Consider the following 14868-nt stretch of genomic DNA (forward strand, 5'->3'; position numbering starts at 1 on the left):
CGATGGGGATTTCTCCATCGATGTGACGCGATTCCATCGATGGACTACGCTGCGTTCATGACCGAGCCCCGCCGCCGCCGGCCCGCGACCCCGGCCGAGGCCAAGGCCCTCGGCCACCCCCTGCGGCTGCGCATCATGCGGCTCTGCCTGGTCGACGAGCTGACGAACAAGCAGCTGGCCGACCGCCTGGACCGCGACCCGGGCACGGTCCTGCACCACGTGCGTCAACTGGTGGCGGCGGGCTTGCTGGAGCCGGCACCGGTCCGCACGGGAGCAAGCGGCGCGCTGGAGAAGCCGTACCGTTCGAACAACGAGACGTGGTGGCTGGACGGCCCCTTGGCCGGCGCCGACCCCGAGACGCGGTTCGCGCCGCTGGAGATCTTCCAGGAGGAGCTTCGCGAGGCGGGGCCGGAGTCGGTGGTGGTGCACGAGAAGTTCCTGCTGCACCTGTCCCCCGACGAGGCTGCGGAGCTGGATCGGCGGATCTTGGCGGTGCTGGACGAGTATGTGGCGACCGATCATGAGCGCTCGGACCGCCCGGCCGTTGGGGGGATTTTTGTGCTGCACCACGTGAAGCGGGAGGGTGCGGATACGCCGGGGCGGCCCGAGCGTCGCGAATGACCCATTCGGGACGCCAGACGTCCCCAATGACCCATTCGCGACGCTGGACCAACGACACGCGCGGCCCCTGCCCGGGGGAGGTGGGCAGGGGCCGCGCGTGACTACCGCTCAAAACGTCAGTGGTTCACCTTGAACCAAGGCTGCGACCAGCCGAGGTACGTCTGCCCCCACTTGCTCTTGATCTGCGCGATCGTCGTCTCGGTGTAGCTGCCGTAGCCGTTGATGTCGTTCGACAGGAACTTGCCGCCGCCGATGGAGATCATCGTGTGGCCGGCGCCGCTGCTCTTGAAGAACGCCAGCCCGCCGGCCGGGACCTGGGTGTCGCCCGGGTGCTTGAACGAGGCCGGGATCTGCGTCCAGTGGACGTACGCCGTCTCCGAGCCCGATGCGGTCCAGCCGTAGTTCTGCGCGTTGATCCGGTCGCACCAGCCCTCGTAGGAGTCGAGGTCGTTCGTGTGGACGCGGGTCTTGGCGTAGGCCACCGCCTGGGCGCACGTCTTGGGGTTGCCGGTGCCCGCGGTGGTGCAGGTCAGGGTCGAGCCCGCGCAGTCCGGGGCCACGCGGCCGTCCGAGCCGGTGTAGACGTAGGCGTCGCTGATGTAACCGTCGCCGACCTTGTCCCAGATGTCCGAAGTGCCGTACTTGCCGTCGACGGTCGAGCCGTTGGTCTGGCAGGAGATGGTGACGGCGGTGCCGTCGGCGACCGTGCCGACCGGGCTCCCGCTGGTGCTCGGGGTGGCCCGCACGGTCAGCGCGATCCCCGAGTCCGTGTGCACGGTCCCCGTGGCCGCCAGGGCCGGGGTGGCGCCGGCGAGCACGATCGCCGCGGCGATGCCGGCCACGCCGGCCGCCCGCTTCCCGATCCGAATTCTCATGGTCTGTCCCTCCAGGATGTGTGTGGGGACAGCATGGAGACCGCCGGTACAAGGCCCGTACAAAAGTGCGGACCCCTTGTGGAGATGCGGCAAACAGGACGAGCCCCGCCGGTCGGCCGACCGGCGGGGCTCGTCGAAACCGGGCTCAGGCCAGGTATTCGGCCACCGCGCGCAGGCTCACGTACGAGCCGCTGAACGTGTCGATCCGCGGCTTGCCTTCGGCCACCGGACCCGGCGCGCCGGTCTCCACGCGGATGAAGTCCACCCCGGACAACGCGGCCAGCAGCTCCCGCACCCGCGGGTGCCGGTGCGCTTCCCGCGTGACCACGACGACGCTGCCGAACCCCTTCGCCGCCTCGAGGATCGTCTCGACGTCTTCGGGGGTCGCCGTCATCGCCCGGGTGCCGGGCACCAGCTCGGCCAGGTGCGCGCCGAGGCCCCACGGCATCGGGCCGGCCGCGATGGTCGGCTCGGTCTGGACGTCGACCACCAGCGGCGGACCGGCCAGCCGCGGCTCGCCGGTGACCCGCAGCGCCTTGCGCGCCGCCTCCAGGCCGAGCCGCCGGTCGACCGGGCCGACCGTCGCCGGGGCCGGGTCGGTGCCGAGCGACGCCGTTCGCGAAGCCGCCTCCTCGAGCCGCTCCAGCGGCAGCTCCCCCGACGCCACCGCGGCGACGATCGCCGCGTTGATGGCGTCCAGGGCGTCGGCCTCGAAGGCCGCGCCGCCGATGCACAGCGCGTCCGCGCCGGCGACCAGGGCCCGTACGGCGGACTGGCCCAGCCGGTCGTGCCGGCCGTACGCGCCGGACACCGCGCCCATCTCCAGCGCGTCGGTGATGATCGCGCCGGTGAAGCCCAGCTCGCCGCGCAGGACCTCGGTGAGGGCCGTCCGGTTGAGCGTGGCCGGCTCGTCGCCCCAGGCCGGGACGACCAGGTGACCCGACATCACCGAGCGCACCCCCGCCCGGATCGCCGCGGCGAACGGGACCAGCTCGATCTCGCGCAGCTCTTCCGGGGTCCGCGGCAGCACCGGCAGCGCCACGTGCGAGTCCTCGGTCGCCGCGCCGTGGCCCGGGAAGTGCTTCGCGCACGCCGCGACGCCGTACTTCTGCAGGCCCGTCACGTAGGCCGCGACGTGCGGTGACGCCTTCGCCGGGTCGGACCCGAACGCCCGGACGCCGATGATCGGGTCCTCGGCCGCCAGGGTCAGGTCCGCGCACGGCGCGAGGTTGATCGTGACGCCGCAGGCCGCGAGCCGTTCGCCGAGCGCGGCGGCGACCGCCGTGGTCAGCTCCGGGTCGTCGGCCGCGCCGAGCGCCAGCGGGCCCGGCACGAACGACCCGGTGTTGACGTCGAGGCGGGTGACGTCGCCACCCTCCTCGTCGATGCCGACGACCACGCCGTCCCGCTCGCCCCGCAGCTGCGCGGTGAGCGCGGCGACCTGCTCGTCGTTCACGACGTTGCGGCCGAACAGCACCACCCCGCCGAGGCCCTCGGCGATCCGGCGGCGGAGCCAGTCCGGCGCGGTGGTCCCGGCGAAGCCGGGCAGGACGACCGCTTCGGCGAGCTTTTCGGGAGCGGACACCGGCTACCCCTTCACCGCGCCGGCCGTCACGCCGGACACGAGCTTGCGCTGCACGATCAGGAAGAACACCAGCGCCGGGATCGCGTAGATGACCGACGCGGCCATCACGCCGCCCCAGTCGGTCGCGAACGCCGTGCGGAACGACGCCAGCCACACCGGCAGCGTCTCCTTCGGCTTGTCCCGGATGAACACCAGGGCGAACAGGTACTCGTTCCAGGCCGTGATGAAGCTGAACACCGAGGTGGTGACCAGCCCCGGCCCGAGCAGCGGCAGCGTCACCCGGCGGAACGCGCCGGTCTGGCTGCAGCCGTCGATCATCGCGGCCTCTTCCAGCTCGTACGGGATCCCGTTGACGAACCCGTAGAGCATCCAGACCGTGAACGGCAGCGTGGTCGCGAAGTAGATCAGCAGCAGCGACGGCAGCGTGTTGAGCAGCCCGGCGTCCCGCATCAGCAGGAACAGCGGGATGAACAGCGCCGACACCGGGGCCAGCTGCGCCACCATGACCAGCACCAGGAAGCCCTTGCGGCCGGTGAAGCGCAGCCGCGAGAGCGGGATCGCCGCCAGCGTCCCGGCGACCAGCGCGCACAGCACCGACCCGACCGTGACGATCAGGCTGTTGAGCAGGTACGTCGGGAAGTTGTCCTTGGACAGCGCGGTGGCGAAGTTGCCGAAGGAGAACGACGTCGGGATCAGGTCGTACTTGGGCGAGAGGATCTCGCCGGGCGTCCGCAGCGACGTGACGAACATCCAGTACGTCGGGAACACGATCGCGAGCGCCACGAGCACGCCGACGACCGAGAGCGCGATCCGCTGCGACAGCGGTTTCCTCACGTCAGATCACCTTCCGGGGTCCGGACCAGCAGCTGGATGTACCGGCCGGTGATGAGCGCCAGCACGATCAGCATCAGGGTCGCGATCGCGCCCGCCGCGCCGAAGTGGTTGCCCGCGATGCCCTTGAGGTACAGCACGACGGCGAGCGTGGTGCTCCCACCGTCCGGGCCGCCCTCGCGGATCGCCCAGATCTGGGCGAAGGCGTTGAAGTCCCACAGCACCGACAGGAAGGTCACCATCGTGGTGATCGGCCGGATGGCGGGCCAGGTCACCGCGCGGAACGTTTGCCACGGCCCGGCGCCGTCGATGCCGGCGGCCTCGTACTGCTCGCGCGGGACGCCGATGAGGCCCGCGTACAGCGAGAACGTCACGAACGGCACGGCCTGCCACACGATGAGCAGCCCGATCACGGCGAGCGTGCTGGGGCCGCTGGAGAACCACGAGAAGCCGATGAAGCTGTGGAACCCGAGCCGGTCGAGGGTCTTGTTGAGGATGCCGTACTGCTCGTCGAAGATCCACTGGAAGACGGTGGTCGTGGCGATCACCGGGGTCGCCCAGGCCAGCACGAGCGTCACCTGCACGATGATCCGGACGACCGGGTCGAGGTGGCGCATCAGCACCGCCAGCAGCAGGCCGCCGAGGATGGTCGCGGCGACGATCGAGGCGGTGAACACCAGCGTCCGGACCGTGATGGCCCAGAACTCCGGGTCCGAGAGCGTGTTCGTGTAGTTGTCGAACCCGACCCAGATGGTCTTGCCCGAGATGAGCTGGCCGATGTCGAGCTTGCGGAAGCTGATCGCGAGCACCTGGACCAGCGGCCAGGCGAGCAGGACGAGGATGGCGGCGAGGGCGGGGAGGAGGAGCAGGTACGGGAGCACCCGGTCGCCGAACCGGCCCCGCTTGCGCCTCCTGACCCCCGCGTCGCGCGGCGATGCCGGCGGGGTAGCCCCCGCCGGCATCGTCACATTCGCGGTCGCTGTCATCCGCCGATGAGCTTGTTCAGCGCTGCGTTGGCGTCGGCGGTCGCCTGGTCGAGCGTCTTCTTGCCGGTCAGGTACGCGGTCAGCATGTCCTTGACCGGGTTCTGGCCGGACTCCACGTCACCCCACTTCGGGCTGGCCGGCACGGCCTTGCCGTTGGTGGAGGCCTTCGCCATCACCGTGCCCAGCGGGTCCTTGTCCAGGCCCGCGAGGTCGGTCGACGTGCCGGGCACAACGCCGGCGGCGGCGAGCTGGCCCTGGTACTTCGCGCTGGAGAGCAGCTTGATGTACTCCTTGGCCGCGGCCACGTTCTTGCTGTTGGCCGGGATCGCCAGGTTGGAGCCGCCCAGGAAGACCGGGGCGCTCTGGCCGGCGGTCTTGCTCGGGATCGGGAAGGCGCCGGTCTTGGCGGTCAGGCTCGGGTCGGTCTTGGCGGCCGTCGGCAGCTCCCACGGGAGACCGATCATCATGGCCACCTTGCCGGCGCCGTAGACGGTCGCCTGCTGCGGCTTGGCCTCGTCAGCGTCCTTCGGCGCCTTGGTGCCGGAGGTGTCGACGAGCTTCTTGTAGAAGTCCAGGCCCGCCTTCGCCCCGGCGCTGTCCAGCGTCGCCTTGAAGTTCTTGCCGTCGGGCTGGGCGATGTCGCCACCGTTGTCCCAGATGAACGACAGCAGCGCGTACCAGTTCTGGCCCGGCATGTACAAGGGCTGGAAGTCGGGGTCGGACCCGAACTTCGTCTTCAGCTTGGTGATCGCGTCGACCCACTCGTCGTTCGACGTCGGCGTCTTGGTGATGCCGGCCTGCTCGAACATGTCCTTGCGGTAGATGACCTCACGGTTGGCCGCGTAGAACGGAACGCCGTAGACCTTGCCGTCGTAGCTGCCGGAGTCCGCGAGACCCTTCAGCCACTGCGCGCCGTTGAAGCTGTCCTTGTCGGCGGTCAGGTCGGTCAGCACACCGTCCTGCGCGGCGAACGCCGCGGTCTGCGTGTTGCCGATCTCGATGACGTCCGGCGGGGCGCCACTGGCCAGCGCGGTCGTCAGCTTCTGCTGGATGCCGTCCCACTGCTGGATTTCGTACTTGACCTTGACGCCCGGGTGGGCGGCCTCGAACTCCTTGTTGAGCGCGTCGGTCAGCGTGGTCGGCGCGGAGCCCGTCATCAGCCAGACCGTGACGTCGCCGGTGATCTGCGCGGGAGCACCACTCGACGAAGCGGCGGTGTCCGTGCCGCTGGAACCCGCGCAGCCCGCGGTCGCGAGGGTGAGTGCGGCGGCGCCCGCCGCCAGCTTGAGCCAGCGTTTCACTCGATGCCGTCCTTTCCATGCCCGGCCACCGTGGCCGGACGCCCCAAATGGTGTAGACCAATGTTGGAGCTAGAGTGGTACGTACCACAGGCGGTGTCAAGGCGGTTGCCGGAACGTTGTAAACGCACCGGGCACTCTGACGAAGAGTAGTCGACCGGTCACCCGCACTGCCCCGACCTGCGGCGGAAGTCGTCCGAATAGGAGGGTGTCCGGAACGTTTTTCACCGGTGGGCACGCGGAATCCGCGGCGGCACCACCCGGACGGCGCAGCAAAAACCGTCCCGGGAAAGAATTACCGGGACGGCGATGAAGCGCGTGCGGTTTCCGTTTCCGGTGACCAGGCCGCCGCGGGTGCGGGGTGACGGCCGGTCCGGTCGGCGCCGGTGTGCTTTCCGGCCGGAATCCGGCCTTGAACCGGCCCTGAAGTGCGGAAACGGGCTTTGCTCACCCGAGCGCGGCGGCACGGCCCGCCCGGCCGGTCAGGCGGCCGCGCTACCGCCGCCGCGAGCCCCCGCACGGCTGGAACGGGGAACTCCCACCACCGCGGCGAGCGCCCGCACGCTGGAGCGGGACTCCCACCGCCGCGCCAAGCACCCGCACGGCTAGAACGGGGGTCCCCACCGCCGCGCCGAGCACCCGCACAGCTAGAACGGCACTCCCACCGCCGCGCCGAGCGCCCGCACCGCCGTCCACAGCCCGGCACCCGCCGTCGCGAGGCCGCCGGCCTCGCGCAGCAGGTCTCGCGCCCGGCGCACCTTCGCGCCCGCGGACCCTGCCGCCCCGCCGTGGACCACGTCCCGGTCGACCTCGTCGAGGGCGTCGTGCACGGCGTCCTTCGTGGCCGGGGGCAGCCGGGCGGTGTCCAGCTCGGCGTGGACCGCGCGGACCAGCCCGGCGACCTGCCGCGCGTCGAGGCCGCGGCGGATCTCCTGGTGTCCACCGTGGACGGTGTTGATGTCGCCGTGGACGGCGTTGTTGACCGTCCCCGCACGGACTTCGCCGTGGAAGTGGATGCCGTCCATCTAGCCCCTCCTGCTCCGCTGACGGCGCCTGCGCTCGCGCGCCGCCTTGGCCATCACCAGCCCGATCATCGTCACGACCGTGCCGAGCACGAACAGCGCGAACCCGACGACACCCAGCGGCACCCCGTCGATCACGTCCGGGCCGAGTAGCGGCGGCGGCGCGTCGAACGAGCCCGCCGAAACCGCGTCGGAGCCCGCCTTGACGAACTTGAGGATCACCGACGCCCAGATCCCGAACCCGCCGAGCAGCATCAGCAGCCCCAGCAGCATCACCGCGCGGCCGGCGCCCTGCCCGGTGGCCAGCTCGGTGAACACCTGGCCCTCCGGCGTGCTGAACTCGTACTGGTGGTGCTGCCGGTGGTCGTAGCTGTCGTTGACGTCGCGGCCGGCGTTGTTGATCGTCCCGGCGGACACGTCCCCGAACGCGACCCCGCCGGCCGAGGACCGCTGCCACGTGCGGGTGTGCGCGGCGCCGCTCTCCCCGTCGGAGTAGACCGCGGCGATCGGGCCGAACTCGAGCCGGTCGCCGTTGCGCAGCGCGTGGTCCTGCCTGGCGGCCAGGCGGTGGCCGTTGACCCAGGTGCCGTTGCGCGAGCCGGCGTCGGACACCCAGGTGCCGCGGCCGTCCCGGCGGACCCACGCGTGGTGGCTGCTGACCTGGTCGGAGTACAGCCGCAGGTGCGCGTCCGGGCCGCGGCCGACCAGCCACGAGCCGCGGCGCACCACCAGCCGGGCGACCGCGCCGTCGAGCGTCTCGATCTTCGCTTCGTCCTGCCCGCTCATCGGCACTCTCCTCCCGCCGCGGGGCTCTCCGCTGCTTCAAGGAAGAGCCCTGCGGCGGCCGGGAGATATCCGGCGAACGGGTGAACCCGTTCAGGCCTTCGGCGCCGGTGTCTTCACCCGCTCCAGCAACAGCTGGGCCACGTCGCGGACGTCGACGTTCTCCGCCTTCTGCTCGCTCTGCCGCTGGACCAGGCCGTCGGTGAGCATCACGCGGCAGAACGGGCAGCCGGTCACGATCGTCTCCGCGTCCGTCGCGATGGCTTCGTCGACGCGCTCCAGGTTGATGCGCTTGCCGATCTGCTCCTCCATCCACATCCGCGCGCCGCCCGCGCCGCAGCAGAGCGCGCGATCGGCGTGGCGTGGCATCTCCTCGAGCGTCGCGCCGGTCGCCCCGACGAGCTCGCGCGGCGGGGTGTAGACCTTGTTGTGGCGGCCGAGGTAACACGGGTCGTGGTAGGTGACCTTCGGACCGTCTTCCACCGCCTTGACCGGCGTCAGCTGCCCGCCGCGCACCAGCCGGTTGAGCAGCTGGGTGTGGTGCACGACCTCGTAGTGCCCGTCGAGGTCCGGGTACTCGCGGCCGAGCGTGTTCAGGCAGTGCGGGCAGGTCGTGACGATCTTGCGCAGCCGCGGCTCGCGGCCCTCGAACACAGCGTTGAGCGTCTCCGCCGTCTGCTGCGCCATCATCTGGAAGAGGAACTCGTTGCCCGCGCGGCGCGCCGGGTCACCGGTGCAGGACTCCTCCTTGCCGAGCACGACGTACTTCACACCGGCGATGTGCAGCAGCTCGGCCGTCGCGCGGACGGTTTTGCGGGCGTTGTCGTCGAACGCGCCCGCGCAGCCGACCCAGTAGACGTATTCGACGTCTTCCGCGAGCTCACCGTCGAACACCGGGACGTCGAAGCCGAGGTCCTTGGTCCAGGCGAGGCGTTCGGAGTTGTTCTGGCCCCAGGGGTTGCCCTTGGTCTCCAGGTTCTTGAACAGCCCGCCCAGCTCGGTCGGGAACGCCGACTCGATCATCACCTGGTAGCGCCGCATGTCGACGATGTGGTCGACGTGCTCGATGTCCACCGGGCACTGCTCGACGCACGCGCCGCAGGTGGTGCACGACCAGAGGACGTCGGGATCGATGACACCGCCGTCGGCTTCCGGCCCGACCAGCGGGCGCGCGTCCTCGTGCTCCTGGCCCGAGAGGACGTAGGGCGCCTCCTCGAAGAGGTTGTCGCGCAGGCCCATGATGAGCAGCTTGGGCGACAACGGCTTCCCGGTGTTCCACGCCGGGCACTGCGACTGGCAGCGGCCGCACTCGGTGCACGTGGCGAAGTCGAGCATGCCCTTCCACGTGAAGTCGCCGATCTTGCCGCGGCCGAACGTGTCGTCCTCGCCCGGGTCCTCGAAGTCGATCGGCTTGCCGCCGGACTCCATCGGCAGCAGCGGGCCGAGCGCGTCCGGCAGCCGCTTCGCCGAGACGTTGATCGGCGCGACGAAGATGTGCAGGTGCTTGGAGTAGAGCACGATGCTGAGGAACACGAGCATGACGCCGATGTGCAGCAGCAGGCCGACCGTCTCCAGCACCTCGGTCGTGGAGTGCCCGAGCGGCTCGAGGAGGTTCCCGACGCCGAGCGAGACGTACGCGCCGTTGTCATACGGGAAGTTGCCCGACGCCGAAGACGCGCCGCGGAAGAAGAACATCGTCCAGACGACGTTGAAGATCATGACCAGGATCAGCCAGGCGCCGCCGGTGTGCGAGCCGTAGAACCGGGACGCGCGGTCCTTGCGCTCGGGGGCGTTCCGGATGCGGATCACGGTGAACACGCCCAGCGAGACGGCCACCATGACGGCGATGAAGTCCTGCAGGAAGCCGAGCACCGCCCAGTGCCCGATCCACGGGATCGCGAACCGCTCGTCGAAGAGCGCGCCGTACGCCTCGAGGTACACCGAAGCGAGGATCACGAAGCCCCAGAAAGTGAAGAAGTGCGCGAGGCCGGGCACCGACCACTTCAGGAGCTTGCGCTGGCCGAACACTTCGCGCACCTGCGCGAAGAGGCGGGCGCCCAGCTCGTCCGACCGTTTCGTGTCGGGCTGGCCGGCCTTGATCAGCCGGTACAGGAAGGCCACGCGCTTGCCGGCGACGGCGAGGCCGACGACCGTCATGAGCAGACCGAGGATGAGACGAACGAGCACGAGTCCTCCGTGACGTGCTGGAAGGAACGGCTCAGTGCGAGCCGGTGTAGTAGCGGCACGCCTGGCACGCGTACCGCATCTTCGCGACCCGCCAGTGTTTCCGGTACAGATCGAGGTCGGCCGACCGGCGGACGCCGAGGCGCTGGTAGCGCCCCGGACGGCGGCGGCCGGTTTCGTACTGCTCGGTCGCGCGGCCGAGGTGGGCGCGCCGCAGCACGCACCCCCGCGTCCCGCAGCGGCCGAGCGCGCCGCGGCAGAACCGGTGCAGCAGCACCAGCTCCCCGCTCACTTCGTCGACAACGCCGTAGCCGGGGTGGCTGCCCGGTCCGGTGAGCCGCACCGGCAGCCCGCAGTACCCGCATTTGAGGGTGCAGGAGAGACAGCCGGTGATGTGCCTGAGCCGCAGTTCGCGCCGATCTTCGGAGCCGGGTCCTCGGACGCGCGACACCATGGGGCCTCCTGGAGCGACTGTGATCGGCACCACTGCCTGCTACTGGAGGGTAATGAGAGGCTCACGTCGTGCGACAGGACCAAATAGCCTAGTTTGCATAGGCTGTTCGGCGTAAAAAAGAGAGGAAGGATCGCCTTACTGTCCGTACAGCGAACGACCTTGTGACGGAGATCGTACGTTCGGCCCTGCCGCGGCGACCGTGTCCCCCGCCACACTCCGGACATGACCTACCACCCCGTGCCCTACCGGCCCGCCCGGCTGCCCGCCGCCGAAGCCGTCGCCCGGTCCGCCGCGCTGCGGCAGCGGATGGAAGCACGGCGCTCGGTCCGGATGTTCTCCCCCGACCCGGTGCCGGAGCGCGCGGTCCTCGACGCGATCGCGGTCGCGTCCACCGCACCGAGCGGCGCGCACCAGCAGCCCTGGACGTTCGTCCTCGTCACCGACCCGGCGGTCCGCCGCACGATCCGCGAAGCCGCCGAGGAAGAGGAACGGATCTCCTACGGCGGCCGGTTGGGCGACGCGTGGCTCGACGCGCTGCGGCCCCTGGGCACGGACGCGGTGAAGCCGCACCTGACGGACGCGCCGTACCTGATCGTGGTGTTCCAGCAACGTTTCGCCCTCGACGAAGACGGCGGCGTACACAAGCACTACTACGTCGACGAGTCGGTCGGCATCGCGGTCGGCATGCTCCTGACGGCGTTGCAGGTCGCCGGCCTGGCGGCGTTGACGCACACCCCGTCCCCGATGCGGTTCCTCGGCGAGCTGCTCGGCCGGCCCCGTAACGAAAAGGCGTTCGCGGTGATCCCGGTGGGGTATCCCGCGGACGACTGCGTGGTGCCGGATCTGCAGCGGAAGCCGCTCGAGGAGGTGCTGGTCCGGGTGTGAGCGCTGCTCAGCTGCCGGGCAACCCGCCCGGCAGCTGCGCGAACACCGCACCCGCCACCAGATCCACCCCGCGCTCCCGCCACCACTGCGCCAACTCGCGGCTCCCGACCTCGGTCACCGAAACCGTCGCCCCGCCCAGATGGGCCACTTCGATCAAATTCGCCGTCGACAGCTCCACCAGCGGGTGGTCCCGGCGGGCCACCACGTGCGGCGCCAGGCGGACCGTGCGGACCGGCAGGTCCACCAGCCACGTCAAATCGCCCGCCGCGCCGTGGATCTCCGAGGCCACGCCGATTTCCGCCAGCACCTTGAGGTTGTCGGCCGCGTCGACGGCGTCCGGGGGCAGGGCCGCCGCCGGGAAGCCCGGGCGGAGCCGTTCCGGGGGCAGGCCGGTGTCTTCGAGCACCCGGCGGATCTCCCCCACCAGCTCCGGATCGGCCGCCTGCGGCGCCGTGAGCTCCACCGTCAGCGGCACCTCGACGCCGGACTCGGCCAGCCGCTCGGCCGCCGTGCGCAGCAGCCACGTGCCCAGCGGCAGCGCCAGCCCGGTCTCCGCGGCCAGCCGGACACACGTGTCGTGCGGCAGCACGCCTTCCCGCGGATGCGGCCAGCGCAGCCGCGCCTCCACCCCGGCCACCTCGTCGCCGGCGGCGACCAGCGGCCGGTAGCGGACCTCGATCTCGCCGTTCTCCCAGGCGCCCGCCATCGACGCCGCGAGCCCGAAGTCGTGCCGGTCGCGCCGGTCCAGCTCCCGGTCGTAGAGGCCCCACTGGTTGCCCGTGCGCTGGACGCGGCGCAGCGTCAGGTCCGACGCGCGCAGCAGCTCCGCCGGCGTGATCTCGCGCGGCGGCCGGTGGACGACGCCGATGCTGGCCGACACCGCCACCCCGCGGTCGCCGTCGACGTACTCCGCCTCCGCGAGCTCGTGGGTGATCCGGCGGACGAGCGTCACGACACCCGGCGTCTCGGCGGAGTTCTGCACCAGCACACCGAACTCGTCGCCGCCGAGGCGGGCCACGAGCGCCTTTTCCGCTTCGAACACCGTCTTCAGCTTCGCCGCGACGCCGCGCAGCACGCGGTCCGCGAGCTCCTGGCCGAGCCCGCCGGCGATCTGCGAGAAGCCGTCCAGGTCGAGGTGGAAGAGCGTGACGCCGCGGGCCGCGTCGGCCTCGCGCAGCAGGTTTTCCAGCCGGGTGCCGAAGAACTGCCGGTTCGGCAGCCCGGTGAGCGCGTCGTGCAGGGCCTGGTGGGACAGGCGCCGCTGCAGCAGCGAAACCTCGGTGTCGTCGTCGACGATCGTGAGCACCTGCCGCGGGGTGCCGACGGCGTCGCGGATCACCGAAGCGGCGAACGTCGCCCACATCGGTTCGCCGTCCAGGCCGAGCAGGCGCCGGCCCGCGCGCAGCCGGTGCAGCTTGCCGGCCACCAGGTCCCGGTAGGCCTCCCGCAGCAGCTCGACGTCCTCCGGGTGCACGAAGTCGAACAGGCTCAGCGCGGCGATCTCGGCCGGCGTGCGGTTGAGCGTCTTGGCGAGCGCCGCGTTGGCCCGCAGCACCCGGCCGTCCAGCTCGGTGAGCGCGATGCCGCTGGCGGAGCCGGCGAACACCTCCTCGAACTGCGCGCGGGTGATGACCTGCTTCTGCCGCGTCTCCTGCTCGACCTTCAGCAGCGCGCGGCTGAGGCCTTCCTGCCGCTTCTGGATGTCCTCACGCATCATCTCGCCGTACCCCGAGCTGAGCGCGCCGAGCACGACCACGACCCGCTCGGCCAGGCGGTCGACGTGGTGCAGCTCCGGCTCGCGCAGCAGCGCCTTGCCGAGCACCTCCAGGCTGCGGCGCAGGCTGTCCGCGCCGACGCACCGCAGTTCGACGAGCCGTTTCCCGGCCGCCGCGGCGCTCGCCTGGTCCGGCGGCTCGCTCGCGACCGCGTCGAACAGCCGGCCGGCCAGGACCGCCAGCTCGCGCTCGATCTCTTCGGGCGTGTGCGGCAGGTAGGCGGTCGTGCTGACCAGGTAACCCCACTTGCGCGCGAGGGTGCCGAGCCGGCGTGCCGCGCGTTCGGCGGACGGCTTCTTCCGCGGGGTGTCACCGCGGGGATGGGGAGCAGTCACCTCTGCCTGTCCAAGGGGTCTCGGGCATACTCCGATTCGGTCAGCCGATATATCTTGGCGCGAAACAACGCGACACGCACGGTTTAATATTCATCCAATCGAGTGATAACCCTGCGGAGCGATACCCAGGCTGTTTCGCAGCCACGACCGGGTGGCGTCCCGGTAGTCACCGGCGTTCCGGTGCAACGCAACGGAATGACCGGCACCCGGGAGGACGTACATCGACAGTTTCGACGGATCGGCGTAGTAGGGCGCCTCCTGCGCGCGCAACACTCCGGGTTCCGCGCAGTCACGCAGCGCGAGCAGTCCGCAGAAAAGAACGTCTTTTTCTCCCACCACCTGGAAAACCGGTGCGGTAATTCCCCTCGTCGCCGGCAGCACGATCCCGAACAACGCGACCGTGCCCATCCCGGGCACCGAGACCTGGTCCTTCGTGGCTTCGTCGGCCGCGATCACGCCCGGGTCTGCGTCGGCGGTGTTGTAGAACAGCCCGGCCCGCGCCCCCGGCCGCGTCGTGAAGTACAGCGGATCGCTGCCGAGGTGCCCGAGCTGGCCGTCGAGCAACGCGGGCTGGAGGCCGAGCGCCGCGCCGAGCGCCAGCACCGGCAGCGCGGGCAGGTGCGTGATGCCGGTGAGGACCACCCCGTCGACGTCGTGGTAGGTCGACGCTTCGACGGCGACCACACCGGAGCCGACCGAGTGCCCGACGATCACGACCTTCGCGAACCGCACCCCGCCGACGTGCCCGGCGCGCAGGTGACCGACCACCTCGTGCGTCGACTCCGCCGCGGCGAACACCGACAGCGGCAGGCTCAGCGGGTGACTGCTGTTCCCGGCGCCGAGCTGGTCCGCGGCGAAGGTCGCGTAGCCGTGCGCGGCCATGTCGCGCTGGTAGGAGTACCGCTCGGGCTGGTACGGCAGGTCCCAGTACGCGCTGTTGTACGTCCCGCCGTGCACGAGCAGCTGGACGGTGTCCGGCGCGTCACCGGCGGGCAGGCACAGCCGGCCGTGCATCGTCGCGGGCGCGCCCGGCACCAGCGGCGGCAGACCCGGGCCGCTGACCGGCAGATCCGTGTCGGTGCACGAGATCGCGGCGGCCTCGGCGGGCATCGCGGCGGTCATCGAGGCGAGCAGGACACCGCAGGCGAACAGGGCCGACGTCACCTTGACGGGCAGCTTCACGCCGCACTCCCTCTGGACTCGGACAGGTGAACGAACTCCGGAACACTACACC

The 14868-nt window shown here is 70.8% G+C and carries 13 protein-coding genes; 2 read left to right on the plus strand and 11 right to left on the minus strand.

Going from position 1 to position 14868, the window contains the following annotated elements; genetic code table 11:
- Positions 1–57: 57 nt before the first annotated feature.
- Positions 58–621 carry an ArsR/SmtB family transcription factor gene (locus ACZ63E_RS37130; protein ID WP_465340969.1) on the plus strand — a complete coding sequence of 188 codons (564 nt, stop codon included), beginning with the start codon at positions 58–60 and terminating at the stop codon, positions 619–621.
- A gap of 116 nt (positions 622–737) precedes the next feature.
- On the opposite strand, the gene ACZ63E_RS37135 is transcribed toward ACZ63E_RS37130, so the two are convergent.
- The 9 genes from ACZ63E_RS37135 to ACZ63E_RS37175 all read right to left on the minus strand — a co-directional run bounded on the left by ACZ63E_RS37135 (position 738) and on the right by ACZ63E_RS37175 (position 10639).
- Entirely contained in the window at positions 738–1496 is a 759-nt protein-coding gene (locus ACZ63E_RS37135; RefSeq protein WP_465313833.1) for an SH3 domain-containing protein, read from the minus strand.
- Between the two features lie 145 nt (positions 1497–1641).
- Positions 1642–3081, minus strand: a complete 1440-nt coding sequence (locus tag ACZ63E_RS37140) for a glycoside hydrolase family 3 protein (RefSeq protein WP_465340971.1) — start codon at positions 3079–3081, stop codon at positions 1642–1644.
- Between the two features lie 3 nt (positions 3082–3084).
- Positions 3085–3915 carry a carbohydrate ABC transporter permease gene (locus ACZ63E_RS37145; RefSeq protein ID WP_465313835.1) on the minus strand — a complete coding sequence of 277 codons (831 nt, stop codon included), beginning with the start codon at positions 3913–3915 and terminating at the stop codon, positions 3085–3087.
- Entirely contained in the window at positions 3912–4898 is a 987-nt protein-coding gene (locus ACZ63E_RS37150; RefSeq protein WP_465313836.1) for a carbohydrate ABC transporter permease, read from the minus strand. The genes ACZ63E_RS37145 and ACZ63E_RS37150 overlap by 4 nt, the downstream gene beginning before the upstream one ends.
- Positions 4895–6199, minus strand: coding sequence for a sugar ABC transporter substrate-binding protein (locus ACZ63E_RS37155; RefSeq protein WP_465340973.1), 1305 nt, complete (start codon positions 6197–6199; stop codon positions 4895–4897). Before ACZ63E_RS37155 ends, ACZ63E_RS37150 begins: the two co-directional genes overlap by 4 nt.
- A 644-nt stretch (positions 6200–6843) precedes the next feature.
- Entirely contained in the window at positions 6844–7221 is a 378-nt protein-coding gene (locus ACZ63E_RS37160) for a hypothetical protein (RefSeq protein ID WP_465340975.1), read from the minus strand.
- Positions 7222–8004: an FHA domain-containing protein gene (locus ACZ63E_RS37165; protein ID WP_465340977.1), complete on the minus strand. Its 783-nt coding sequence runs from the start codon at positions 8002–8004 to the stop codon at positions 7222–7224. It lies immediately after the preceding gene.
- Positions 8005–8094: 90 nt separating this feature from the next.
- The gene (locus tag ACZ63E_RS37170; protein WP_465340979.1) at positions 8095–10188 is read right to left on the minus strand and encodes a (Fe-S)-binding protein; all 2094 of its coding nucleotides are present in this window, start codon (positions 10186–10188) and stop codon (positions 8095–8097) included.
- A gap of 31 nt (positions 10189–10219) precedes the next feature.
- Positions 10220–10639 (minus strand): hypothetical protein, encoded by a 420-nt coding sequence (locus ACZ63E_RS37175; RefSeq protein WP_465340981.1) that lies wholly within the window; start codon positions 10637–10639, stop codon positions 10220–10222.
- Positions 10640–10861: 222 nt separating this feature from the next.
- Here ACZ63E_RS37175 and ACZ63E_RS37180 point away from each other — a divergent pair, with 222 nt between their 5' ends.
- Positions 10862–11524: a nitroreductase family protein gene (locus tag ACZ63E_RS37180; RefSeq protein ID WP_465313842.1), complete on the plus strand. Its 663-nt coding sequence runs from the start codon at positions 10862–10864 to the stop codon at positions 11522–11524.
- 7 nt (positions 11525–11531) lie between these two features.
- On the opposite strand, the gene ACZ63E_RS37185 is transcribed toward ACZ63E_RS37180, so the two are convergent.
- Together ACZ63E_RS37185 and ACZ63E_RS37190 are read right to left on the minus strand one after the other, a co-directional pair.
- A complete protein-coding gene (locus ACZ63E_RS37185) occupies positions 11532–13634 on the minus strand; it encodes a diguanylate cyclase domain-containing protein (protein WP_465340983.1) in 2103 nt (700 codons plus the stop codon).
- Between the two features lie 90 nt (positions 13635–13724).
- The gene (locus ACZ63E_RS37190; RefSeq protein ID WP_465341190.1) at positions 13725–14756 is read right to left on the minus strand and encodes an alpha/beta hydrolase; all 1032 of its coding nucleotides are present in this window, start codon (positions 14754–14756) and stop codon (positions 13725–13727) included.
- Between the last annotated feature and the right edge of the window lie 112 nt (positions 14757–14868).

Source organism: Amycolatopsis sp. NPDC104819, assembly GCF_055583145.1.